Below are 25224 nucleotides of genomic sequence, written 5' to 3'. Positions count from 1 at the left end.
CCCCTGCTCACCCCAGCGCGTTGGTCAATGCGGGAGCCAGCTCGAACAGATCGCCGACGAGGCCGTAATCGGCGACCTGGAAGATCGGCGCATCCGGATCCTTGTTGATGGCCACGATCACGCGGCTGTCCTTCATCCCGGCCAGATGCTGGATGGCACCGGAAATACCGATGGCGATATACAGTTGCGGCGCAACGATCTTGCCGGTCTGCCCGACCTGAAAGTCGTTCGGCACATAGCCGGCATCGACCGCCGCACGCGACGCACCCAGCGCCGCGCCCAGCTTGTCGGCCAGCGGTTCGAGCAGCTTGTGATAGTTCTCGCCGTTGCCCATGCCGCGCCCACCGGAAACCACGATCTTGGCGATCGCCAGATCCGGCCGTGCGGATTGGGTCAGCTCGCGTGAAACGGCCTTGCTCTGGCCCTGATCGGCACCGGCGGCAAGATCCTCGACCGTTGCCGCACCGCCTTCGGCGGCCGCATCGAACGCCGTCATGCGCACCGAAATGACCTTCACCGCATCCGACGACTGTACCGTCGCCAGCACATTGCCGGCATAGATCGGACGGACGAAGGTGTCGGGCGACTCGACCGCGACGATGTCCGAAATCTGGGCCACGTCGAGCAGTGCCGCGACGCGCGGCAGCATGTTTTTACCGGCGGTGGTGGCCGGGGCAAGAATATGACTGTAAGACGAGGCCTGGGCGACGATCAGCGTCGCCAGGTTTTCCGGGGACTGATCGGCGTAGTGTGCGGCATCGACCCGCAGGACTTTGGCGACGCCGGCGATCTTGGCGGCGCTGTCCGCCGCTGCCGAGCAGCCGCTGCCCGCCACGAGCAGGTGAATGTCGCCGCCGATCTTGGCGGCAGCCGTCACGGTGTTGGCCGTGGCCGGTTTGATCGAGGTGTTGTCGTGTTCAGCTATAACGAGAATGGCCATGTCAGATTACCTTTGCTTCATTCTTGAGTTTGGCGACCAGTTCGGCCACATCGGCGACGATGACCCCGGCCGTGCGCTTGGCGGGTTCGCTCATTTTCAGTGTCTTGAGGCGCGGCGCGACCTCCACACCGAGTGCTTCCGGGGTGACGGTTTCGAGCGGCTTCTTCTTGGCCTTCATGATGTTGGGCAGGGTCGCGTAACGCGGTTCGTTGAGCCGCAGGTCGGTGGTCACTACGGCCGGCAACGCGATCTCGATGGTTTCCAGCCCGCCGTCGATTTCACGGGTCACCGTTGCTTTGCCGTCGGCCACAACAACCTTCGAGGCGAAGGTGGCTTGCGGCCAGTTCATCAGCGCTGCGAGCATCTGGCCGGTCTGGTTGGCGTCATCGTCAATGGCCTGCTTGCCGCACAGGACGATCTGCGGTTGTTCTTTCTCGCAGATGGCCTTGAGCAGCTTGGCGACGGCCAGGGGCTGCAGTTCGGCGTCGCTCTGGATCAGGATGGCGCGGTCGGCGCCGATGGCCATCGCCGTGCGCAGGGTTTCCTGGCAACCGGCCACCCCGGCCGAAACGGCCACCACTTCATTGGCAATACCGGCTTCTTTCAGGCGAACGGCTTCTTCAATGGCAATTTCGTCGAACGGATTGATCGACATCTTGGCGTTGGCTATATCAACGCCCGTGCCATCCGCCTTGACCCGTACCTTGACGTTGTAATCCACCACCCGCTTGACTGGAACAAGTATCTTCAATGCTGCTCTCCTTTGTCTGGCAAATCCATGAACACCCCATTTGACATCCCCTGCGCTCAACCGTACCCTGACCATACTAGGGAGTACGGGGAAGCATACGGGAGGGTCGCTGTGCAAGCCTGTCGAACGACAACTTGAAATACTACCTCAGCATTGAGCTGGCCGTAAGGGCTACGGCGCGATTAGGCTGGAAACAACCCTTACGTCGCGCGTGACGTCGAAGCGCGCTGGCGCACAATCCGACGTGTAAGGTATATTGCGCACTCTGTGGCGAAGGCACTTACGTGGCCGTCGGGCTGTGCATGGGTGAGATTCACCAGCTTCGAGCAACGAATCCAGAATGACCAAGAAAATCAAAGCCAGAAGAGCGGTCCCAATCACCGACCCGGTTGGTCCCAGGCCATCACGTAATCGGTACATCGCGGCTGGTTTGGCGGTCCTTGTAGTTTTGGTCAGCATTGTGGTCTTCGCCACGTCGCAAAAGACGGCACCGCTGGCTCCACCGTCTTCAGCCCCGGCACCGGCAACACTTTCGCCCCTTGCCGCAGCGGAGGCCGCAACTCCGGTCAGTCCAGCGACTTACGTCAGTGCATCGGTTTGCAAATCGTGCCACGAGCCCGAATTCAAGGCCTGGTCAGGTTCGCATCACGATCTTGCCATGCAGATCGTCACCGAATCGACCGTGCTCGGCAATTTTGCCGACGCCAAATTCAAGCACTACGGCGTCGAATCATCGTTTTTCAAACGTGACAACAAGTTCATCGTGCGCACCGACGGGCCGGATGGCAAGCTGACCGACTACGAAATCAGCCATACTTTTGGCGTTTATCCGCTGCAGCAGTATCTGATTCCCTTCCCCGGCGGTCGTTATCAGGTACTACCCATCGCGTGGGATTCGCGGCCCAAGAATTTGGGTGGCCAGCGCTGGTTCCACCTCTACCCAAAACAGAAGCCTGATTCAAAAGACCCGCTGCACTGGACCGGGATCTACCATAACTGGGCGCTGCAGTGCGCCGAGTGCCATTCGACCGATCTGCGCAAAGGATACGATCCGGCCAGCGACAGCTACAAAACCACCTACAGCGAAATCAACGTCGCCTGTGAATCGTGCCATGGACAGGGTTCCAGGCACGTGAGCTGGGCCGAAGGCGCCAAGGCGCCGTACCCGACGGACGCCGACATAGGTTTGCCGGTATTCAAATCACGCTGGAACGAGGCATGGAAATTCGCAAGCCCCGATGCCAAATATGCTGTGCGTGACCATTTCGCCGATCCGGCGGCGATGAACACCTGCGCTGCATGTCACGCACGCCGCTCGACCCTGAGCGAAGACAAAAAAGCCGGCGCGCCGCTGGAAGACACTCACCGGCTGGCACTGCCCATGCCACCGATGTACCACATCGATGGACAGCAACTTCAGGAGGACTACGTGTGGTCCTCGTTCCTGCAGAGCAAAATGCATCAGTTCGGTGTGACCTGCATGGATTGCCACGAACCGCATTCACTGAAACTTCGCGCCGAAGGCAATGCGCTGTGTACGCGTTGCCACAATGCCGCCGAGTTCGACGTGCCGAAACACCACCAGCACATTGCCGAAGGCAAGGGCGCGCAATGCGTCACCTGCCACATGCCGACGCAGGACTACATGGTGATCCATGCGCGGCCAGACCACAGCATGCGCGTGCCGCGCCCTGATCTGTCGACCTTGCTGGGCAGTCCGAATGCCTGCACCCAGTGCCATACGGATAAAGGACCGCAATGGGCTGCCAGCGCCATGGACACGTGGTATGGCAAAGCCTGGCGTGATCGTCCCCACTTCGGCACCACGCTGAACGCGGCCGAAACGCAGGGCTTAAAAGCGCTGCCCAAGCTGCTTGAGCTGGCAAACAATACCGCGCAACCGGGGATCGTTCGGGCCACCGCATTAACACTGGCCCGCCCCTACGCCAGCGCGGGCACCTTGCAGGGCGCGCGCACGCTGCTCAAGGACGCCGATCCACAGGTGCGCATCGCCGCACTGGGCATGATCGAGCCGGCTGATCCGATGAACCGGGTACTGATCGTTGCGCCCGCGCTTTCCGACCCCGTCCGCGGGGTACGTGTCGAAGCTGCCCGAATCCTTGCCGACTTACCGGACAACCGGATTCCCGAGAGCAGGCGAGCGGCGCGCGCAAGTGCCTTGAAGGAGTATGAGGACGCGCTGGCGTTGGAGGCCGACTGGCCCTCGGGAAGCGTCAATCTGGGCAACCTGCGCCTGCGTCAGGGGCGTACCGACGAGGCGATTGCCGCCTTCGAGCGCGCCATCGCGCGTGATCCAGGCCTCACTGGCGGCTATGCCAATTTGGCAGATGCCTTCCGCCAACAGGGGCGTGACGCAGAAGGCGAGAAAGTATTGCGTCGGGGCCTGGCCAAGCTTCCGCACGATGCCGACCTGCATCATGCGCTGGGTTTGTTGCTGACGCGCAAGAAGGAAAGTGCTGCGGCGCTGAAGGAGTTTGTCGAAGCCGCCAGGCTGGCACCGACGAATTCACGTTATGTCTATGTTCAGGCCATTGCCGTGCACTCTGCCGGAAAGCGTGATGAAGCCCTGGCAATCCTGCGCAGCGCCAACAAGCGCTTCCCCGCAGACATTGATATTCTCGGCGCGCTGATCTCGATAAACCGTGAAGCAGGTGACAAGGAAAACACCCTGCGCTACGCTAGGCAACTCGCCGAGCTGCTGCCGGACAACGACGGCGTCAAACGGCTGATTGCGGAACTGGAAGTACGCTGACCGGAACTACCTTGCAATGCGCCGTCTTGCCCTTGCCCTCATCGTCGTGTTTGTCACAGGGTGTGCCACCATCGCCCTCGACGCACTCAACCAACGCTATGGTCCGGAAGACCCGACCCGATTCGACCAGGCAATCGCCGTCAGTCCAGGCAACATCTCCTACCGCGACGACGTGCGGCCCGTGCTCGAAAAGCGCTGCGTCGTTTGCCATGCCTGCTACGATGCTCCGTGCCAGCTGAAACTGGGTTCCTGGGAAGGCATTGCACGTGGTGCGACCAAGGCGCTTGTTTACGATGCCACGCGTCTCAGCGAGGCTCCGCCGACGCGACTCTTCGTTGACGCGCAGCGTGCGTCGCAATGGCGACAAAAGAGTTTCTATCCGGTACTGAACGAACGCACACCGTCTCCCGACAACAATCTGGCGGCGAGCGTTCTGTTCCGTAGCCTGGCACTCAAGAAAACGCACCCGCTGCCCGACGAAAAGGTGCTTTCGTCCGCCTTCGACTTCTCGCTCGACCGCTCGCAGTCGTGTCCGCGCCTGGACCAATACGACGCCTACGAACGAGATCATCCCTTGGGCGGGATGCCCTACGGCTTGCCGGGGCTGAGTCAGGCCGAGCTCGATATCGTGACGCGCTGGCTTGCCGCCGGTTCGCCGGAGGATTCGCCGCCGGCATTGCCGCCCGCTGTCGTACAACAGGTGCGCGGCTGGGAGCGGTTTCTCAACGGCGACTCGCTCAAGGAACGGCTGATGAGTCGCTACCTGTATGAGCACTTGTTTCTCGGTCACCTGATCTTCGAGAATGACCCACAGCGGCGCTCGTTCCGCATCATCCGATCGGCCGATGCGCCGCATGCGTCAGATGCGCCGGCGCGGCCTATCGCGACACGTCGTCCCTACGATGACCCGGGCGTTGCACGGGTTTATTACCGCCTCGTACTCGATCACGAAACCATCGTCGCCAAGACGCACATGCCGTATCTGTTATCGCCGGCACGCATGAACAAGTATCGCGGCTGGTTCCTCAAACCGGCTTACCGCGTCGAAGCGCTACCGTCCTACGCAATCGAACAGGCCTCGAACCCCTTCATCACTTTTGCCGCGATCCCGCCTGATTCACGCTACCGCTTCTTGCTCGATGAGGCCGAGTTCTTCGTCATGAACTTCATCAAGGGCCCGGTTTGTCGCGGCCAGATGGCGCTCGACGTTATCGAGTCCCGCTTCTGGGTTTTCTTCGTCAATCCGGACTCCGATTTCAGTGCGGAGAACGCGGAGATATTGGCCCGCCAAGCCAGCAATCTGCGCTTGCCCGCCGCCTACGGTAGCGATGCGCCCATTCTCACCGCATGGCACGAACTCTCCAGGCTCGAAAAGAAGGTGCTGGCCGCCAAGAGCGTGATTCTCAATCAGCGTTTCAGCGGCGAGCGCAAAATCGACCTGTCGCTGATCTGGGACGGTGATGGGCAAAATCCGAATGCCGCGCTGACGATTTTCAGGCACTTCAACAGCGCATCGGTGGTCAAGGGACTGGTCGGCGATGCACCGAAGACATCCTGGGTGATCGGCTACCCGCTGTTCGAACGGATCTACTACCTGCTGGTCGCCGGCTATGACCCCTACGGCAACATCGGGCACCAGCTCGACAGCCGTCTGTACATGGACTTCATGCGCATGGAAGGCGAGAGCAACTTTCTGACGCTGTTGCCCAAAGGCGTCCGCAAATCGACGCGCGACTACTGGTATCGGGGGGCGAGCGGCGACGAAAAGTCCTACATTGACGGCAGCAAGAATCCGCTGGACGAGGAAACGGGCATCGCCTACCGCAGCAAGGATCCGCAGCACGAACTCTACGGTTTTCTGGGTAGCCGGCTGGCATCGGTTCTCGGCTCGCGTTTCAAGCTGGCCAGCGTGCCGAATGCGGCGTCGCGCAAGGAGTTGCAGCACCTGACATCGCTGCGGGGTGCAAGCCTGTCGTGGCTGCCCCCGGCCACGGTGTTGCGGGTCGACGATCCGCCGCGCGCGCCCCAGTACTTCAGTCTGCTGAAAAATGTCGGCCACGCCAATGTGTCGCACCTGTTGCTGGAGCGATCCGAATTGCTGCCCGACGAGAACACGCTGACCGTCGTACCCGGCTTTATCGGGGCGTATCCGAACGCCATCTACCACGCGACGCCAGCGGAATTGCCGGCACTTGCCGGCGCCATCAAGAAGCTCGCATCCGAGGCCGATTACCGGGCACTGGCCGACCGTTTCGTGATCCGGCGTACCAATCCGGAATTCTGGACGGCGAGCGACGCGTTGATCGAAGCCTACGCACGGTGGGCGCCACTCGAAGCCGGACTGTTCGATTACAGCCGGCTTGAAAACCGCTAAGGCCCAGAGTTACATTTTCGGAAGCTTCCGGCAGCTGCCAGCGTGACGGCTTAGGTGATATCTCTATTCACCACGTAACCCAAGAAAAAACCTATTGTGTGAATGCCTGGTTTCTTCCGGACACGGCAAGGCAACTGGCTGATCCAACCTGGCAAACAACGATGTAAGTGGATTTCTGTCCGCACCCCTGAACGCCAACCGTATATTCGGCACGTTCGATACCATTCCAGAGCACGGGCTGAAGCAGGGTATTGGAAAGCATCGTTCCGGTCGCGCCGGGGCAGGACATCTCGAATTGACCACGACGTACGGCGGCCTGTACCGCGTTGGTCTGGTCGTTGGCAAGCAGTTGCTGGTCACTGGCGCAACCTGCCAGCACAAGGCCCAAACCGGATAGTGCAAGTAACGAGCTTTTCGTCATCATGATCTTCTCCTCTTGTGAAAAACACAGTATACGAATTTCAGTGCGCTTCCGGAAGGCGCTCAACCTGCGTTTCTGCCGTCAAATCTGACAGGGTGCGCTCGTGCTGCTTTATTTTCATGTGATCGCTGAGATGCTCCGTTTCAAGGCATGGATGCTGGAGCATCTGGGACCAAAACATACCGGTAAAATCCTCCTGCTCGGTAGCTTCACCGCTGCATCGATCACCGCGCTGGGCTACGGCGACATCCTGCTGAAGTATCCCTGGAGACATCTCGGCACACTGATCGCGATTACCGGGGTGCTGATGTTTGGCTGTTCGACGGCATTCCTGTTCGTGGTTCTACAGGCGGTCTGGGAGCACTATTAAGCAGTTGCTGAAGCTGCGTTGATTTCGCTCTAAACAATTTCGCGACGCGCTCAACAAACCAGAATCTGGCCAGGCTCCTGCTTAACCAGTCTTGGCAACTCACACGTGGATTGCTGTCCTGTCCAGAGGTTGCAGAAGTCTGACGGTATATTGGTAGAATTCACGGGCTCTCAAACCGAAAGTATGCCTTGCTGTTACTTCGCCTCCGGGTCGTTTGCTTGCTCGCCTGGATCTTCCTCCCTTTCGCGGCTGCCGCAGAGGAAGCCCCGCCCCTGCGCGTGCTCATCCTGCTCGGCTCGGATTACACGCTTCCTGCCAGCGTGGTGGAGACGGAAGCGATCCTCAGCACGCTGACGGCCAGTACGCGGCGCCGCATGGAGTTCTATACTGAGGCGCTGGACGCGAACCGGATGGCGCTGTCGGAATACGAGGCGGATTTCGTCAGCCTTCTGAAACGGAAATACCAAGGGCGTCAGATGGACGTCGTGATAGCGGTTCAAGCAGCTGCGCTTGATTTCGCCGAACGCCATCGCCCCGAGCTGTGGCCGGGAACACCGGTGGTGTTCTGCGCCATGCCGGCAAACTGGGTGCGGGGACGCACATTTGCGGCGGGCATCACCGGCGTCACTGCCACGGTTGACCCGGTGGGAACCCTGGATCTGGCGATGCGCCTGCAGCCGGACGTCCGGCAGGTGGTGATCTTGGGTGGGGTGGGGGAGACTGACCGGGCTTTTCTTGACGGTGCGCGGCAGGCGCTGCGCCGTTTCCAGGGACGGCTGCAAGCGACTTGGCTCGACCATCATACGTTCGAGCAGATGACCGAGGCAGTCAGCCGGCTGCCGCCGGACACCATCGTTTTGTACACCGTCATCTCGCGCGATACGGCGGGGCGCATCTACACGCCGCGCGAGGCATTGGCGAGAATTGCCCATGCCTCGAAAGCGCCGGTATACGGCATGATCGACACCTATATGGGTTACGGTATCACCGGTGGCAAGCTGCAAAGCTTGGAGACCGACGGGCGTCGCGCTGCCGAACTCGCCCTGCGCGTGCTCGGCGGCGAATCGGCAGCTGCGATTCCGGTGCTGCCGCCGCTGCCATCGGAATGTCGGGTGGACGGTCGCGAACTGAATCGATTCGGCCTGCCTGAATCGCGCTTGCCCGCCGGCTGTTCCATCGAGTTCAGTCAGCCCGGCTTGTGGGCACAGTATCGGCGGGAGATCATTTTCGTGCTGCTGGCGATCGTGCTGCAGGGTGCGGCTATTGCCGTCCTGCTGGTGCAGCGCCGCTTGCGACGCAACGCCGAGTTCGCCGCGCGCCAGCAGTTTTCGGAACTGGCGCACGCGGCACGCTTGTCGACTGCGGGCCAGCTGACGGCAGCCATCGCCCACGAGATCAATCAACCGCTGTCGGCGATTCTCAGCAACGCTGAGGCCGCCGAACTGATGCTGGCCGCCGAGTCACCACCGATTGACGAGGTACGTCACATTCTGGCCGATATCCGCAGCGACGACCTGCGAGCGGGCGAGGTGATCCGCCAGTTGCGCAGCCTGCTGAGCAAACACGCGCCGGAGATGGAGTCACTCGATCTCAATACGCTGGCGGCGGGCGTCCTGAACCTGCTGGCGGTCGAGGCAAGGCGGCGCGGGGTGGCGATGGATATGGAATTTGGCGAACTGCCCCCGGTGCATGGCGATAGGGTGCAGTTGCAGCAAGCACTACTGAATCTGATACTCAACGCCATGGATGCGATGGACGACATCCCGCAGTCGCTGCGGCGGGTCACCGTGCGGACGGCTGCGAATGGAAAAGACGGCGTCGAGATGGCGGTGTCGGATACCGGGCACGGCATTTCGCCAGCGCGCTTGCCCCACATCTTTGAGTCCTTCACTACCAGCAAGCAGGACGGTATGGGGCTAGGGCTGTCCATCGCCCGCTCTATCGTCGAGGCTCACGGCGGCAAGATTCGCGCCGAAAACAACCCCGGCAAGGGGGCGACGTTTTGCTTCACCCTGCTCGCCAATGGCAACAGGAAGCCACCTGGGAAATCCGCGGAGTTGGTGCCATGAGCAGCGTAGTGCCCATCGTGCATGTGGTGGACGACGACGCCTCGGTGCGCACCGCGCTCACACGCCTGCTGCAGGCGGCGGGCCACAGGGTTTGCGCCTGGAGCTCCGCCGGCGAGTTCATGGGTGCCGGGGTGCTGGGGGGTCCGGGCTGCATCGTGCTTGACCTGCGCATGCCCGAGATGGATGGCATAGAGATGCAACAAGCCTTGGCGCACCTTCAGTCCAGCATGCCCATCCTCTTCCTCACGGGCCATGGCGACATTGCCTCCAGCGTGCGTGCGATGAAGGCGGGTGCGGTGGATTTTCTGACCAAACCGGTCGAGCGTGCAACACTGCTGGCGGCAGTCGCCAATGCGCTGGCCCGCGACAACACGAACCATGCCGCGCATGAAGAACTGCTCGTCTTGCAGCAGCGCTACACGAGCCTGACGGCGAGGGAGCACGAAGTTCTCGCCCTGGTGGTCGCTGGGCGCCTCAACAAGCAGATTGCCTTGGAAATCGGCGCCGCCGAGCGTACCGTCAAGATTCACCGCGCACGGGTGATGGAAAAGATGCAAGCAGGCTCGCTCGCAGAACTGGTGCGCCTCACCGAGCGGCTCGCATCTTCTTCTCCCTAGGGCAGCAAAGCGCCGCAACGCTTTTCTTGCCCCAAAGTGCTATATCAATCCACCTGCTTGGCGTATATAAACAATACGCTGGTGGGAACAGTTCGCAACACAGGCCTTGAATTTGACGTATTGCTTCGTTGATTTGCGGTAACGAACGGGGAGCGCACGCCGAAGCGGGATAAGTTCTTGTTTGCCTTGGCGGCCGCCAGAGTGTTGCTGGAACCTTCTTGTAACTGTATTTCAAACGCTGCAATTTATATCCGTCTTTCTGTTTACCGCACCTGAAGTCAATTAATAATTAAGGAGCACTTGCATGAAGAAGCCATTCCTATCCATTGTGCTCGCCGCGGCAACCCTGTTGTCAGTGGCGATGCCGAGCCTGGTCCAGGCCGCCCCTAAGCAGCCCAACATCCTGTTCATCATGGGCGACGACATTGGCATTATGAACGTGGGAGCCTACCACCGTGGGCTCATGGTCGGGGAAACGCCCAACATCGACCGCATTGCGCAGGAGGGTGCGCTGTTCATGACTGCCTACGCGCAGCAGAGCTGCACCGCCGGGCGCACGTCGTTCATGACCGGCATGAATCCGTTGCGCGCGGGCATGATCATGCCGCAGCTACCGGGCTCCACCACCTCGCTGTTGCCCGGCACTCCGAGTGTTGCCAAGTTTCTGCACGATCTCGGGTACAACACCGGAGAGTTCGGCAAGAACCACCTCGGCGACAAGACGAACTCGCTTCCGACCGCCCATGGTTTCCAGGAATTCTGGGGTTACCTGTATCACCTCGACGCGATGCAGGGCGTGAGCTTCCCCGACATCAACAAGTCGCCGACGGATCAGGCCGTGGTTCCGCCGTGCAAGAACACGCCGGTCCCGGGACTCTCCGACCCGCCTGGCGCCGTTGATCCGCGAACCACGCTGTGCATGACCCCACCGCGGCCCGTCATCGCATGCAAGTCTTCGGATGGCACGGAGAAGAATCAGAGCTGCAAGGATGAAGGTCCGTTGACGCTGGAGCGCTCGAAGACCGTGGACGAGGAAATCTCGGCCAAGGTCGTCGACTACCTCGACCGCAATGATCCCAAGAAGACCGGCAAGCCCTTCTTCGTCTGGTACAACCCGGCGCGCATGCACATCACGACGATGCTCTCGCCCAAGTACGAGGCCATGTTGGGCGTAAAGGGCGGCAAGGACTGGGGCATCAACGAAGTCGGCATGAAGCAGTTGGACGACAACGTTGGCGAGGTGCTCAAGAAGCTGGAGGCCATGGGCGAGCTCGACAACACGCTCGTGGTCTTCACCACAGACAACGGGGCCGAGGTCATCACCTTCCCGGATGGCGGCGTCACGCCGTTCCGGGGTGGCAAGCTGACGACCTGGGAAGGCGGTATGCGAGTCCCCATGATGGCGCGCTGGCCTGGGCACATCAAGCCGGGCATCGTCAAGGATCAGATCTTCTCGATGCTGGATTGGTTGCCCACCTTGGTCAACATCGCCGGTGGGCCTAAGGGTGATGGCCTGAAGAAGAAGATCGAAGCTGGCACGTATCCGGGCATTGTCAAGACGACGCTCGATGGAGTCGACCAGCGCGCCTACCTCGAAGGTCAGGGGGAGTCCGCGCGCGACACCCTCTTCTACTACAGCGGAACACATCCCTCCGCGGTGCGCTACAAGAACTGGAAGTTCTACTACGCGATGGCGGCCTCTAACGCCACAGGCGGCCTGCTGGGGGTCCAGTCCTATCACTGGACGCAGGTGGCCAACATCAAGCGCGATCCGTTCGAGGCAGCCGTTGGCGCAGATCAGTTGTCTCTCTTGGGCATGGGCGGCGCGCTGGCGGCGCCGAGCACGGCCTACATCTATGACTGGAACCTGCTACCCATCGGGCAGATGTTGTGGATGAAGGAGCTGATGACCTACAAGAAGTTCCCGGCGCTTCAGGCACCATCGAGCTACAACCTCGATCAGATCATCGAGGAAATGCAGGAGTCCAAGACGACCAGCCACGCGGGCGAATAGCAGAGCACCCTGGAGCTCAGATTGAGTAGTGTGAAGTAATAGAGCGGGCGGCCTGAAAGGGTCGCCCGTGTCTTGGGTGATTAATGCGGCCGAGCCGCGTTTTTGAAATGCTGCTCGATCACTCTGTATTCCGTTTAACAGGAGAATAACCATGCTAAGACTCTGCGTTTTTTCCAGATCCTTGCGTGTTTTGGCGCTGGGCGTGCTGCTTGCATCCGGCGCGCAGGCGCAGACCGACCCGCTGCCGTCATGGAATGACGGCGCCACCAAACAGGCGATCGTTACCTTTGTGAAAGACACCACCACGCAGGACGGCCCGAAATACGTGCCGCCTGCCGAACGTATCGCCACCTTCGACCAGGACGGCACACTGTGGGTCGAGCACCCGATGTACTCGCAGGTGATGTACATCCTGGAAAGCGTCCCGGCACTGGTCAAAGCCAAGCCCGAGCTGGCCAAAGTCGCCCCATTTTCGACCGTGCTGGAGATACTCAAAGGTGATCATGCAGCCATCGCCAAGCTGACGCTGCCCGACCTCGAGAAGCTCGCCGCCGCGACGCTGACCGGCATGCCCGTCGACTCATTCAACGCCGAAGTCAAGAAATGGCTCGCGGTGGCGAAGGACTCGCGCTGGAAGAAGCCGTATACCGAGCTTACCTACCTGCCGATGCAGGAAGTGCTGAAATATCTGCGTGCGAACGGTTACAAGACCTGGATCGTCACCGGCGGTGGCCAGGACTTCGTGCGCCAGTACTCCGAGCAGGTCTATGGCATCCCGCCAGAGCAGGTGGTCGGCACCGCCGGCGGCACCAAATACGGCTATGCCAAGGACGGCAAGCCCTTCCTGACCAAGGAGACGAAGCTGCTGCTCAACGACAACAACGCCGGTAAGGTCGAAGGCATTCATTTGATGATTGGTCGACGTCCGCACATGGCTGTTGGTAACACATCAGGCGACCGGCAGATGTTGGAATACACCAAGGCTGGCGACGGTGCGCGCTTATCGATGCTGGTGATGCACGACGATGCCGAACGTGAATACGCCTATGGTCCGGCACAAGGGCTGCCGGCGACCAAGGTCGGCGCCTTCACGCAGGCTCTCTATGACGAGGCGCAAAAGCAGGGCTGGACAGTCATCAGCATGAAAAAGGACTGGAAGAAGGTTTTCGCGTTCGAGTAGGCATATCGCACAACCACAGATGGCCTTGCGGTGAGGCCTTCGCAGGCGGAGAAGCCCAATGAAAAAAACCTTAGTGAAAGTCCTCTCGATCATGTTGGCCGCGGCCCTGTGTTGGCCCGCGCTGGCCCAAGCGGCGCAGAAGAAGCCCAACGTCCTGATCATCTGGGGCGACGACATCGGCTACTGGAACGTCAGCGCCTACAATCAGGGCATGATGGGCTACAAGACGCCGAACATCGACCGCATCGCCAAGGAAGGCGCGCTGTTCACCGACTGGTACGGCCAGCAAAGTTGCACGGCCGGACGGGCCGCTTTCATCACCGGGCAGTCGCCGTTCCGCACCGGCCTCTTGAAGGTCGGTCTGCCGGGCGCCAAGGAAGGGTTGCAGGCTCGCGACGTGACCATCGCCGAGCTACTCAAGGCGCAGGGCTACATGACAGGGCAGTTCGGCAAGAATCACTTGGGTGACCTCGACGAACACCTGCCCACCGCGCACGGCTTCCAGGAATTCAAAGGCTCGCTCTACCACCTGAACGCCGAAGACGAGCCAGAACACGAGGACTATTTCAAGAGCCCCGAGCTGCGCAAGCGTTTCGGAACTCGCGGCGTCATCCACACTTGGGCAAACGCCGACGGCACACAGCGCATCGAGAGCACGGGCGCGCTCAACAAGAAGCGCATGGAGACCATCGACGACGAAGTCACCAAGGAGACGATTCGCTTCATGGCCGACGCGAAGAAGGCCGACAAACCCTTCTTCCTCTGGTGGAATTCCACCCGCATGCATATCTGGACACGGCTGAAGGAGTCGTCCCGCGGCAAGTCCGGGCTGGGAATCTACCCCGACGGCATGCTCGAGCATGACGCACACGTCGGGGAGCTTCTGAATGCGCTGAAGGAACTCGGACTCGAAGAGAACACCATCGTGATGTACTCGACCGACAACGGCGCCGAGAAATTCACCTGGCCGGACGGCGGCACATCACCGTTCCGCGGCGAGAAGAACACGAACTGGGAAGGCGGCTACCGCGTGCCGACGGCCATTCGCTGGCCCGGCGTGATCAAGCCCGGTACCGTGCTCAATGACGTCTTCGCGCACGAGGACATGCTTCCCACGCTGCTGGCCGCCGCCGGGGTGCCCGACGTGAAGGAACAATTGAAGAAGGGCATGAAGGTCGGCAACAAGACCTTCAAGGTCCATATCGACGGCTACGACATCACCGACGCGCTGGCCGGTAAGTCGCCGAGCCCGCGCCACGAGTTCTTCTACTTCAACGACGACGGCCAGCTTGTCGGCCTGCGCTACGACCAGTGGAAGATTGTTTTCGCCGAACAGAAGGCGCACGGTGCATCGGTCTGGCGCCAGCCCTTCACGACGTTGCGCGCGCCGAAGATATTCAATATCCGAACCGATCCGTTCGAGATCGGCGACGTGGAGGCCATGGACTGGAACCGCTGGTGGGTCGAACACATCTTCGCGCTCGATGCCGCCCTCGAGGCGCTTCAGGTTCCTGGCAAGAACGACTGATTCGGCAGCCTCGCTGTCTCGCATGCCTTGCGCCGGACCCTACCCGGACCGGCGCAAGGCATGCCTGTATTCAAATTCGGTGCCTTGTCTCAGGTGCTTTGTGATCCCCGGCTATGCCGGTGGATTCACCGGGGTTTGGTCGTGTGAAGCGGTCGCTTTGAAGCTTCTGTCTTGACCGAGAGGCAGGAGTTTCCGACGAAAGAACGCCAGAGTTTTAGCCCAATTAGACCGGACACCGCCCTACTGAGGGGCTCGATCGGTTGCGACATAATTGGTCGCCGCATCAGATGTGGGCAGAACTCGAATGCAAGTGAGCCGGACCCGATACTCATGCCTTCCCGTAAGCGATCAGGTCGCTATTTCTTCTTCGCACCACTCTCGGTCTTCTTCAAATACTGATCGAGCGGCACCAGCAGATTCTTGGCACTGCTCAGTTCTCCAGAGAGTGCTTGGGCTTCAGTGACCATCTCCGTCGTCAGGCCACGAGTACTTGCAAGATTTCGTTTGGCATTATTTTCGGGTGAAGGGTCCTGGGTAGCAGATACCAGGAGCAGCGCCACGCCCGCGACCTTGTTTTCCTTCACACCCTGGCCGCGTACATACAGCATGCCCAGATTGCCGATGGCCAACGCATCGCCCTGCACCGAAGCCTTGCGATACCACTCATTGGCTCTTGCGAAATCAATCATCGTGCCACGACCATTTTCGTAGAGCACTCCCAGGTTGTATTGCGCGGCCGAATTTCCTTGCGCAGCGGATTTGCCATACCAAACAACTGCCTCCTTCTCATCTTTGCCAACCCCGATGCCTTTCTCATACATCAATGCCACGTTGAACTGGGAATCGGCATGGCCCTCCTTGGCGGCTACCAGAAAACTCTTGTAGGCCAGCGCCTGATCGTTGGCTTGATAGGCTGCGACCCCGGCATCGAAATTGGCATTTTTCTTAACTTGAGCGTGGGTCTCGACTGCAAATGCCATCGTGGCAAGGAGGCATGCGCTGAGCACAAGGATTTTGGATTTGAATGATTTCATTTTGTGTGGGTTCATCGTTTGCTTGGCTCGTCGAACTCTCGCTCAATCTTCATTTCTTCACGGGTGGATACCGGCCATTCCCGCTGCGTGATTACTTGGGGTCGCGACGGTTCGCCGGGTACTGCCCTCAATGTTATCCACATGGGCGCCATTCAGTCCAGTGTCTGGTTTTCGCAGACTCGTCGGGCGCTTCGGGATCCACAAGAATCGGTCAGACTATTTGTTCCAAAGGCAGCAACGCAGCGCAGGCAGTCGATGACGGATCATGACTTTGGGATGCAGCCAAGGCGAAGATCAGTTCGAAAAAGGCGGTTTTGTGGGGGTAGTTCCTCTCCGTTTTTCTGTTGTTGAGAACTTTACAACGTGACACCAAAGATTTCACCGGTTTGGGGATGTTCGTGCGAAGAAGTTATGGTTGACCGGCTTCCGTTCGACAGGAATACTTCACTCTATCGGCTGGAATCCCAATCCTTGGCAAAAACGGAAGGAACAATATGAAAACGAGACGCTTCCTCATGGTTGCGCTGTTCAGCGCGCTGGCGCTGACAAGTGTACAGGCCCAACAAATCTCCGGCACGCCCGGTTCGCCCAGCGCCACGCAAGTAATTAACGGAAACCAACTCCCGCCACCAACCTTACCATTCAAGGGCGTTATCAAGGAATCGGCCACAGATTCCAAACCCTACTGGCCGCCGCGCGTAGTGCCGCCCAAGGGTGCGCCGAACATCCTGCTCATCATGACCGATGATCAGGGCTATGGCGTTTCCGGCTCCTTTGGTGGCGTAATTCCGACGCCAGCCATGGATCGCATTGCTAAGGCGGGATTGCGTTACACGCAGTTCCACTCCACCGCGCTGTGCTCACCGACGCGGGCAGCTCTGATCACGGGCCGCAACCATCACTCGGTCGGCTACGGCGTCATCGGCGAAATGTCCACCGGCTTTCCGGGCTACGATTCGGTCATCACACCCGACAAGGCCAGCATCGGCACGATCCTGCGCGACAATGGCTACGCCACTTCGTGGTTCGGCAAGAATCACAACACGCCCACTTATCAATACAGCGTGGCCGGCCCCTACGACCAATGGCCGTCTGGGATGGGCTTCGAGTACTTCTACGGATTCATGGGCGGCGAGACGGATCAATGGACGCCCTATCTGTTCCGCGATCACACGCAGATTTTTCCGTTCGTCGGCAAGAAGGACTACAACCTCATTACCGATATGGCGGACGAGGCGATCAAATACCTGGGCGACCTGAACGCGGTCGCACCCGAGAAACCATTCTTTCTCTACTACGTGCCCGGCGGCACGCACTCACCGCATCAGCCGAAGCTGGAATGGCGGGAGAAGTTCAAAGGCAAGTTCGACATGGGATGGGAAAAGCTGCGTGAGCAGATTTTCGCCAACCAGAAGCGGCTCGGTGTGATTCCGCCCGAGACCCAACTCACCCCGTGGCCGGACGGTCAGGCCGAATATGGCGGCGCGAAGCTTCCGAGGTGGGACTCGCTTTCACTGATTCAAAAGAAACTATATGCCCGCGAGGCGGAGAACTTCGCCGGCTATGCTGCCTACACTGATCATGAAATCGGCCGTGTCATCCAGACCGTTGAAGATATGGGCAAGCTGGACAACACGATCATCATCTACATCAGCGGCGACAACGGCACCAGCGCTGAAGGCACATTGGAGGGCACCTTCAATCAGATGACCGCCTATAACGGCATTCTGACTCTGCCCGAGGCTGAGCAGATGCTGCATTATGAGGGCTGGGGTCAGGACAAGACCTACCCGCATATGTCGGTGGCGTGGTCATGGGCATTCGATACGCCATTCAAGTGGACCAAGCAGGTCGCGTCGCACTTCGGCGGCACCCGGCAGGGCATGGTCATTTCGTGGCCCGGCCACATCAAGGACGCGGGCGCCATCCGCACGCAGTTCCATCACATGATTGACATCGTGCCGACGCTTCTGGAGGCGACGGGCATCAAGGCACCCAACGAAGTCAACGGCATCAAGCAGAAGCCCATCGAAGGCGTAAGCATGACGTACACATTCGATTCCGCGAATGCGAAGGCGCCGTCGAAACGCGACACTCAGTATTTCGAAATGTTCGGCAACCGTGGCATCTACCACGACGGCTGGTATGCCTGCACGACACCACCGGAAGCCGTCTGGCTTCTCGGTGCCAATGCGCTGCCGCACATCAACGAGTACAAGTGGGAGCTTTACAACATTGCGAAGGACTACTCGCAGTACAACGATCTCGCGGCCAAACAACCGGCGAGGCTCAAGGAGATGCAGGCTATGTTCCTGACCGAGGCGAAGAAATACCAGGTTCTGCCCTTGGACAACTCGATACTGCCGCGTCTCCTAACGCCACGACCGAGTGCCACAGCTGGCCAGACCGTTTTCACCTACACGAGTGAAAAAGCCGGCATTCCCACCGGCAACGCGCCCAGCATCCTGAACAAGGACTACACGATCACCGCCGAGATCACCGTCCCTGAAGGTGGCGCGGAAGGCATGATCGCAACGTTGGGCGGCCGTTTCGGTGGCTACGGCCTTTTCCTGCAAGAGGGCAAACCGGTCTTCGTCTACAACCTGCTTGATCTCGAACGATTCCGCTGGGAAGGCGGCGTGGGTGCTATCGTTGACGCGGACCTGTTCGGCAAGGCGCTTAAGCCGGGCAAGCACATGATCGTGTTCGACTTCAAGTATGACGGCCCCGGCCCGGGCAAGGGCGGCACCGGCGTGCTTACCGTGGACGGCAGGGAACTGGCCAGGAAGACGATCAAGCACACGATCCCGATCCTTATGTCCATTGATGAGACCTTCGACGTGGGGCTCGATACGCGATCCGGAGTGGACGACAGCTACGAATTGCCATTCAAGTTCACCGGCACTATTAATAAGCTGACGTTTAAGCTCGGCCCGTCGCAGATGACGGCGGAGGCACAGAAGGCTGCAGCTGCAGCGCTCAAGAAAGCCACGGACTAACGCTTTGCCCGGAAAACACGCGGGCCGTCTCCCACGAGGCGGCTCGCGACCTCACCTCAGTACCGGTCCGAATATTTCCTACGACCGCGTTACCACACGCGACTAACCGTCGATGTCGAAACCGACAGGCACCGATTTTCGACGAACATCTCTTGATTGCCGGTAGCGGCAGTAAGCCTCCCACCCAAGAGGATTCAATTCCCGGCCTACGCGGTCGAATTTGAATTGATAAAAAAGGGCCTAAGCGGGTCTCTTCTCGAGTGTTGTTGGCAGATAGGCCAAAATCATAATGCGTGCGAAATGAATTCCACCTGACGCCGAGGACCGGACTGCCGGATTGGACGGTCGTTGTACTCCAATGGCCTTCAGAGCAGACCGCCCTGATCATCGCAATGTGTTGGCATGTTTGGCATAATCCGCCTTTGATTGAGGAATTGACATGATGAACAACCGCAAACGCTTCATTTCCATGCTTGCCGGGGCGATGCTCATCGCAATTGGCGTGCCGCCCACCGCGCACGCCGAAATGAGTGCCCAAGAACTCGCCAAGATCTCCCAAAACCCGGTCGGTAATCTGGTCAGCGTGCCTTTCCAGAACAATACCAACTTCAACACCGGCCCGCGCGACGGCACGCAGAACGTACTCAACATCCAGCCGGTGATTCCCATCAACGTAAACAGCGAGTGGAACATCATCACGCGCACCATCATGCCGGTGATTACGCAGCCGGGGTTTACGCCCGGGCAGGATTCAACGACCGGGCTGGGCGACATCCAGTTCGCCGCATTTCTCTCCCCCGCCCAGCCGAAGGGTCTGATCTGGGGGGTGGGTGCCATAGCCCAGATGCCGACCAACAGCAACAATCGGCTGGGCAATGACAACTGGGGTCTGGGCCCGAATTTTGTCGTGCTGAAGCTTGAAAAAGGAAACCCCTGGGTCTACGGTGCGCTGGTCAACAACATCTGGTCGCTGTCCAGCAACAAGCAGGGGGGAAGCTACAACAACGGGTTGATCCAGCCATTCCTGAACTACAATTATTCAGACGGAACGTACCTGACCACATCTCCGATCATCACCGCCAACTGGAAGGCCGACAACAGCGAACGCTGGACCGTGCCACTCGGCGGCGGCGTCGGCAAAATCTTCCACATCGGCAAGCTGCCGGTAAACACGCAGCTTTCCGCGTACTACAACGTCGTCAAACCGGACGACGCGGCAAACTGGCAGTTGCGGGTCCAGGTTCAATTCATGTTTCCGAAATAGGGTCGGGCTACAGTCGAGCTGATCGAAACGGTCCTGCCGTTTCAATGCCATTGACACTTGCCGGCCGTGTGGCAATATCTCGGCATTCCAGGGGCTGGTAGGTTCCGTTCAATCCAATCCAGTCCATAGCTTTCTCCGACGGCTGTCGCCACTGGGCGGCCACCACACAAGAAGCAATTCAATTACTACCCGAAAGGAGTATTTGCCATGGACATGCAATCAATCCAGACCTTCCTCAGTACCACCGCCACCGAACTGGCGATCAAGATATTGGCCGCCATTGCCTTCTGGATCGTCGGGCGCTGGCTAATCGGTTGGGTGATCACGATCATGCAGGCGGCGATGAACCGCAATCGAGTCGACCCGACCTTGACCAAATACCTTGGCTCGATCATCGCCATCACGCTGAACGTCGCCCTCGTACTCGGCATCATGGGTTTCTTCGGCATTCAGACGACCTCCTTCGCAGCGCTGCTGGCAGGCGCCGGCCTGGCGATCGGAGCGGCGTGGAGCGGGCTGCTTGGCAACTTCGCCGCCGGCGCCTTCATGTTGGTGCTGCGGCCCTTCAAGGTGGGCGACTTCGTCAGCATCGGTGGCGTCGTCGGCACGGTGCACGAGCTGGGACTGTTCGGTACCGTCATCGTAACGCCGGACAACGTGAACACCATCATTGGCAACGGCAAGATCTTCGCCGACACGATCCAGAATTTTTCGGTACTTCCGGTACGCCGCGTCGAGCGCGTGGCGCAGTTGGCCATCGGTGTTGACCCCCTGGATGCCATCGACCGACTTAAAGCCGCCGTAGCGATGATCCCCAATGTGTCCAGTGAAATGCCGCCGGAAATCAATTTGCTCGACATCAAGCTCGAAGGTCCGCAGATTTCCGTGCGCCCCTACACTCACACCGACAACTATTGGCAGGTGTACTTCGATACCAACGAGGCGATAGTCAGGGTTTGCAAAGAGGCAGGCTGGCCTGCACCTTCGGCGCTGCACCAGTTCAAGCAGGTTTCGTAAAGGCAGATTCTCCCATCTACTGACCGCCAATTGCCGTTCGGGCTGACCGACGATGCAAAGTAATTGACCCGGACAGAGCGAGGAGATTTGGTTTTCGTCTGGCACTCCCGGCCACCTTCGCTCATTGAGATTGGCGAAAATCAGCGAGTCCGAAAGACCGTTCGGACATCGCAATGCGGACAAGCACATGCGACAGCCGAGCGGTCTACGACTCGGCTGTCCGGAACACTTTCTCTGCGCGAAATCTAAACGCGCCGATACCGGCCGCGCTTTTAACGTTTCCATAGCTACATTTTGATATTATTCGAATAATGGAAACTCTAAACGCTGCCGAACTTCTTGCTGCCCTCGGTCACGAATCCCGTCTGGCCATCTTTCGCCTGTTGGTGGAGATCGGCCCGGAGGGTATGGTAGCCAGTTCCATTGGTGAAGAACTTGGGATGGTACCCGCGACACTGTCCTTCCACTTGGCCCATCTCACGCGAGTAGGACTGATCAACAACCAGCGCGAAAGCCGTTTCATCCGCTATTCGACGGATTTTTCCATGATGGACGAGTTGATCGCCTTCCTCACCACCAACTGTTGTCATGGCCAGGCATGCCTGCCAAGAACAATCGAAGTCAGCACCATGGTCAAACGCCGGAGATCAAAACCGGCCTCATCCACGAAAGGTAAGTCATGAGTGAACGTATCTACAACGTGCTATTTCTCTGTACCGGCAACTCGGCCCGAAGCATTCTGGCGGAGTCGATCCTCAATCTGCCGTTGGTTGGCAAAGGCCGCTTTCATGCCTACAGCGCCGGAAGTCATCCGGCAGGTGTCGTAAACCCGTTTGCCATCGAACTGCTGAAGAACAACCGAATCCCGACGGAGGGCCTGCGCAGCAAGAGTTGGGATGAGTTTTCGGTACCCGGTGCTCCGCAGCTTGATTTTGTCTTCACTGTCTGCGACAACGCGGCTGGTGAAGTGTGTCCCGTTTGGCCGGGGCAGCCCATGACGGCACACTGGGGTGTTGAGGATCCTGCTGCCGTTGAAGGCAGCGATTCGGAAAGACGCAAAGCATTCTTCTTCGCCTACAATCAGTTGCAGCGCCGGATTTCCATGTTCGCCAACCTGCCGATGGCCAAGCTTGAGCGTGTTGCCCTTCAGAAGGAGCTCGACAAAATCGGCAAGTTGCGTGAGCAGGGTCAATGATTGGCAGGGCCGACGAATTGCAAGTCGTTGAACGTCTGCAAGCGGGCGCTCCAAATCGCTGGTGACGCAAGTCGTCAGCGATCTTCCCTGCCGGAAGCCTGAGGATCTACTGCATCTCGACCATCTTCCAGCCCGCATCCAGATTGAAGCTCTTCATCTTGCGAGCTTCGTCTGCAGTGGTTTCGCCGAGATCCTTTTCGAAGACCACACCGTCGTGATTGACCATGAAGGTCATGATTCCCGAGGTGCCGAATTTTGCGGGATAGGCCACGATGGCAAAGCCGCCGATCATCGTGTCACCCACCCGGTAGTCGAAGCCGCCACCGGCCGCATTCTTGCCCTGTTTCGTCAGAATGCGGTAGTAATAGCCGTTATAGGGAGACGGCTGGCCGGTGCTAGCCTTCTTGCCCCTGCCGTATCCTTTCAGCGTTGCTTCGCCAACCAGAGGTCCTAGCGGGCTGGGGGATTCGCCAGCCTCAACCGGCCAGTACAGGCCGTCCTTCTTGCCCGTACTGGAGATAAAGCGTTGAGCGTAGTCATTGTAGCCATTGCCATCAGGGTCACCCGTCGCGTATTCGCGTTGCGCATCGACAATGGCCAGCAAGGTCTGAATCGTGTTCAGCTCATTGCGGCCAACGCGCCGGTTGATGATTTCCTCGCGACCGGCTTCGGCATCGAAGACCCAGCCCTGACTCTTGTGGACCAGAGGTGCGGGGAAGGGCCAGCCATCGTTGCCAACAAGCAGGAACGCGTGGTTGTCGGTGCTTTCGGTAATCGAATGCTTTTGATCGAAATCTGCCAGAAACTTCTTCCAGTCATTCCGATCAGTGACTGCGTCGCCACTGAAGAGCCACGTGCGTGAACTCGGGCCGACCACGGTCAGCAATGCATTGACATCCTTGGCGCGGACGGCTTCGGCAAGCGCCTTGGCGGCATCGTCCGGCGTCGCAAATGCCTTCTGGGTGATCTGCTGCGTCGCCGGGGCTGGTGGTGCCGCGTTGATTGTGGGAGTCGTCGCAATCAACAGGGCCGCAGCAAGTATCTTGATCTTGTGCTTCAGGTTCATCGTATTCTCCGTAGATTTGATTGGCAGGGTTGATCAGCGTCGGCCACCGCCGCCACGGCCACCGCCACCACGGCTGCCACCACCTCCGCCAAAATTCCCACCGCCGCTGCGGCTTGCGAAATCCGCCCTGCTGCTGCTGCCGCGCTGGCTTGCTTCTCTGGTCGAGGCGCCATTGCCCACTCCGGAAAACCCGCCGCTGCCCGAACGGTCACGGGTGCCAGCCGTCTGGTCGCGAGTTCCTGCAGTTGCAGAGCGGTCGAATCCGGCTGACGAGCGATCGAAGTTGCCAGCGGCAGCGGATTCCCTCGTTCCAGCGTTGCCCGCCCTGTCGCGCGTCGACGCCTGTGCACCGCGGTCGGCCTGCTGCACGCGGTTGTTCAATTCGTTGCGATCCATGCCCTTGAGGTCGGAACGCCCGGCTTCAGCGCGTCCGCGAAAATCTTCTCTAGCCTTTGTGGCCTGCGCGTTCCCGCCGCGGTTGTACTGTCTGGCGACGTTTTGATCCTTGTATGCCACGCCGCCTCGATGATTGACATTGTGGTTCCAGTTGTTGTTGGAAATATTGGTTCGGTTGAACGAGTTATAGCGATTCACGTTGACATTGACGTTGTTGCGCCCGCCCCAGCCCCAATTGCAGTTTCCCCAGATGGCTGCGCCGACCAAAACGCCGGTGGCAAATGCCAGGCCGGGGGGATAAACGTAAGAGGGCGGATACATGTAGTACGGCGGGGTCGGGTACCACCAGGTGCCGTACACGACCGACGGATTGTAGGTCGGCACGTAGATCACGTCCGGCTTGGGCGACTCGACGACATAGATTGTCTGACTTCCCTGCGTTTCGGTCTTGACCACCTGTTGCTCAGTTGTCTTGAGGTTTCCTGCAGCCGCCGCTTTGGCACGCAGAGCCTGCACGGTATTCATCAAGTCATCCTGCTGCGCCAGAAAGGCGTCACCCAGTTTCTGCGTCCAGCTGAGATTCTCATTCATCTGCTGCAGAACCTGCGGTACCGAAGTCAGGGACTTGACCGCCGGATCCCAGGGCTGCGACTCCATTGCGGTTTCAAGCGCCTGTCCGCTGACTTTGGGATTGGCCTTGGACCAGCGTGCCGCTTCGACCACTTCCAGCGGGTAGGTTGATGCCATGAAAATCTGCGCCAGCAGGGGATCAGGATACAGCGCGATCGGGGCGACCAGTTGATCGAGGTCCTGCTGCGAAAACGTCTTGGCGGCTGGATTGGCGGTAGCGGCATTCGTAGCAGGTGCTTGCTGTGCCAAAGCAGGGTTCAGCGTCAGCACAAGCGCGGTAAAAAGAATGCAGGTTCTGGATGGTGTCGACTTCATGGAGTGCCCTCGATCACTGAATCAGAATTTGACAACGATTGGAATCAACGGATGGCTCGCGGGAGCCGGAGCGCTACGAACAGCTACGAATAGTATTCCATGCGCTATCGTTCAAGAATTCTAGCAGATGGCGGCTGGCGAATCAGTAGGTGGAGTACCTTATCGCTTCTTTGGATTGTCCGGTTCATCGCTGCCTTGGTCAGCCAACACGATCGGGCAGAACCTCGGGTAAAAGCAACGGATAGCCAATATGATCGAAGTACAACCCATC

19 protein-coding genes are annotated in these 25224 nt (G+C 59.3%); 13 read left to right on the top strand and 6 right to left on the bottom strand.

Annotation, left to right across the window (positions count from 1 at the left end; translation table 11 throughout):
• Positions 1 to 7: 7 nt before the first annotated feature.
• A complete protein-coding gene (locus PROAA_RS02680; RefSeq protein ID WP_186409848.1) occupies positions 8 to 940 on the bottom strand; it encodes an electron transfer flavoprotein subunit alpha/FixB family protein in 933 nt (310 codons plus the stop codon).
• Between the two features lies 1 nt (position 941).
• Positions 942 to 1691, bottom strand: a complete 750-nt coding sequence (locus PROAA_RS02675; protein ID WP_186409847.1) for an electron transfer flavoprotein subunit beta/FixA family protein — start codon at positions 1689 to 1691, stop codon at positions 942 to 944.
• A 340-nt stretch (positions 1692 to 2031) separates the two neighbouring features.
• Between PROAA_RS02675 and PROAA_RS02670 the strand changes: the two genes are divergently transcribed.
• Both PROAA_RS02670 and PROAA_RS02665 read left to right on the top strand, forming a co-directional pair.
• Positions 2032 to 4464 (top strand): tetratricopeptide repeat protein, encoded by a 2433-nt coding sequence (locus PROAA_RS02670; protein WP_186409846.1) that lies wholly within the window; start codon positions 2032 to 2034, stop codon positions 4462 to 4464.
• Between the two features lie 16 nt (positions 4465 to 4480).
• Positions 4481 to 6838, top strand: coding sequence for a fatty acid cis/trans isomerase (locus PROAA_RS02665; protein ID WP_186409845.1), 2358 nt, complete (start codon positions 4481 to 4483; stop codon positions 6836 to 6838).
• 91 nt (positions 6839 to 6929) lie between these two features.
• Here PROAA_RS02665 and PROAA_RS02660 read toward each other — a convergent pair whose 3' ends face one another.
• Entirely contained in the window at positions 6930 to 7262 is a 333-nt protein-coding gene (locus PROAA_RS02660) for a hypothetical protein (protein WP_186409844.1), read from the bottom strand.
• Between the two features lie 100 nt (positions 7263 to 7362).
• Between PROAA_RS02660 and PROAA_RS02655 the strand changes: the two genes are divergently transcribed.
• From PROAA_RS02655 to PROAA_RS02630, 6 genes are all read left to right on the top strand, one after another.
• Complete coding sequence (locus tag PROAA_RS02655; protein ID WP_186409843.1) at positions 7363 to 7629, top strand: ion channel; 267 nt, start codon at positions 7363 to 7365, stop codon at positions 7627 to 7629.
• Positions 7630 to 7847: 218 nt separating this feature from the next.
• Complete coding sequence (locus PROAA_RS02650; RefSeq protein WP_186409842.1) at positions 7848 to 9698, top strand: sensor histidine kinase; 1851 nt, start codon at positions 7848 to 7850, stop codon at positions 9696 to 9698.
• Positions 9695 to 10315 carry a response regulator transcription factor gene (locus PROAA_RS02645; protein WP_186409841.1) on the top strand — a complete coding sequence of 207 codons (621 nt, stop codon included), beginning with the start codon at positions 9695 to 9697 and terminating at the stop codon, positions 10313 to 10315. The genes PROAA_RS02650 and PROAA_RS02645 overlap by 4 nt, the downstream gene beginning before the upstream one ends.
• A 304-nt stretch (positions 10316 to 10619) precedes the next feature.
• Complete coding sequence (locus PROAA_RS02640) at positions 10620 to 12329, top strand: arylsulfatase (RefSeq protein ID WP_186409840.1); 1710 nt, start codon at positions 10620 to 10622, stop codon at positions 12327 to 12329.
• Positions 12330 to 12531: 202 nt separating this feature from the next.
• Positions 12532 to 13509, top strand: coding sequence for an HAD family hydrolase (locus PROAA_RS02635; RefSeq protein WP_222102062.1), 978 nt, complete (start codon positions 12532 to 12534; stop codon positions 13507 to 13509).
• A 58-nt stretch (positions 13510 to 13567) separates the two neighbouring features.
• Entirely contained in the window at positions 13568 to 15037 is a 1470-nt protein-coding gene (locus PROAA_RS02630; RefSeq protein ID WP_186409838.1) for an arylsulfatase, read from the top strand.
• A 356-nt stretch (positions 15038 to 15393) separates the two neighbouring features.
• Here the strand turns inward: PROAA_RS02630 and PROAA_RS02625 are convergent, their stop codons facing one another.
• A complete protein-coding gene (locus PROAA_RS02625) occupies positions 15394 to 16071 on the bottom strand; it encodes a tetratricopeptide repeat protein (protein WP_186409837.1) in 678 nt (225 codons plus the stop codon).
• Positions 16072 to 16586: 515 nt separating this feature from the next.
• Between PROAA_RS02625 and PROAA_RS02620 the strand changes: the two genes are divergently transcribed.
• The 5 genes from PROAA_RS02620 (at position 16587) to PROAA_RS02600 (ending at position 22546) form a co-directional block, all read left to right on the top strand.
• A complete protein-coding gene (locus PROAA_RS02620) occupies positions 16587 to 19070 on the top strand; it encodes an arylsulfatase (protein ID WP_222102061.1) in 2484 nt (827 codons plus the stop codon).
• 442 nt (positions 19071 to 19512) lie between these two features.
• Positions 19513 to 20334, top strand: a complete 822-nt coding sequence (locus PROAA_RS02615; protein ID WP_222102060.1) for a transporter — start codon at positions 19513 to 19515, stop codon at positions 20332 to 20334.
• A 207-nt stretch (positions 20335 to 20541) separates the two neighbouring features.
• Positions 20542 to 21351, top strand: coding sequence for a mechanosensitive ion channel family protein (locus PROAA_RS02610; RefSeq protein ID WP_186409835.1), 810 nt, complete (start codon positions 20542 to 20544; stop codon positions 21349 to 21351).
• Between the two features lie 311 nt (positions 21352 to 21662).
• Positions 21663 to 22034, top strand: coding sequence for an ArsR/SmtB family transcription factor (locus PROAA_RS02605; protein WP_186409834.1), 372 nt, complete (start codon positions 21663 to 21665; stop codon positions 22032 to 22034).
• Positions 22031 to 22546 carry an arsenate reductase ArsC gene (locus PROAA_RS02600; protein ID WP_186409833.1) on the top strand — a complete coding sequence of 172 codons (516 nt, stop codon included), beginning with the start codon at positions 22031 to 22033 and terminating at the stop codon, positions 22544 to 22546. Before PROAA_RS02605 ends, PROAA_RS02600 begins: the two co-directional genes overlap by 4 nt.
• Before the next feature lie 106 nt (positions 22547 to 22652).
• Here PROAA_RS02600 and PROAA_RS02595 read toward each other — a convergent pair whose 3' ends face one another.
• Both PROAA_RS02595 and PROAA_RS02590 read right to left on the bottom strand, forming a co-directional pair.
• Entirely contained in the window at positions 22653 to 23612 is a 960-nt protein-coding gene (locus PROAA_RS02595; RefSeq protein WP_186409832.1) for a DUF2950 domain-containing protein, read from the bottom strand.
• A 33-nt stretch (positions 23613 to 23645) separates the two neighbouring features.
• Positions 23646 to 24953, bottom strand: a complete 1308-nt coding sequence (locus PROAA_RS02590; protein ID WP_186409831.1) for a DUF3300 domain-containing protein — start codon at positions 24951 to 24953, stop codon at positions 23646 to 23648.
• Positions 24954 to 25224 lie beyond the last annotated feature (271 nt).

The organism is Candidatus Propionivibrio aalborgensis, from assembly GCF_900089945.1.
Taxonomy (GTDB): domain Bacteria; phylum Pseudomonadota; class Gammaproteobacteria; order Burkholderiales; family Rhodocyclaceae; genus Propionivibrio; species Propionivibrio aalborgensis.
The sequence above is the reverse complement of the archived record's forward strand: the minus strand, read 5'-3'. Positions and strand labels throughout refer to the sequence as shown.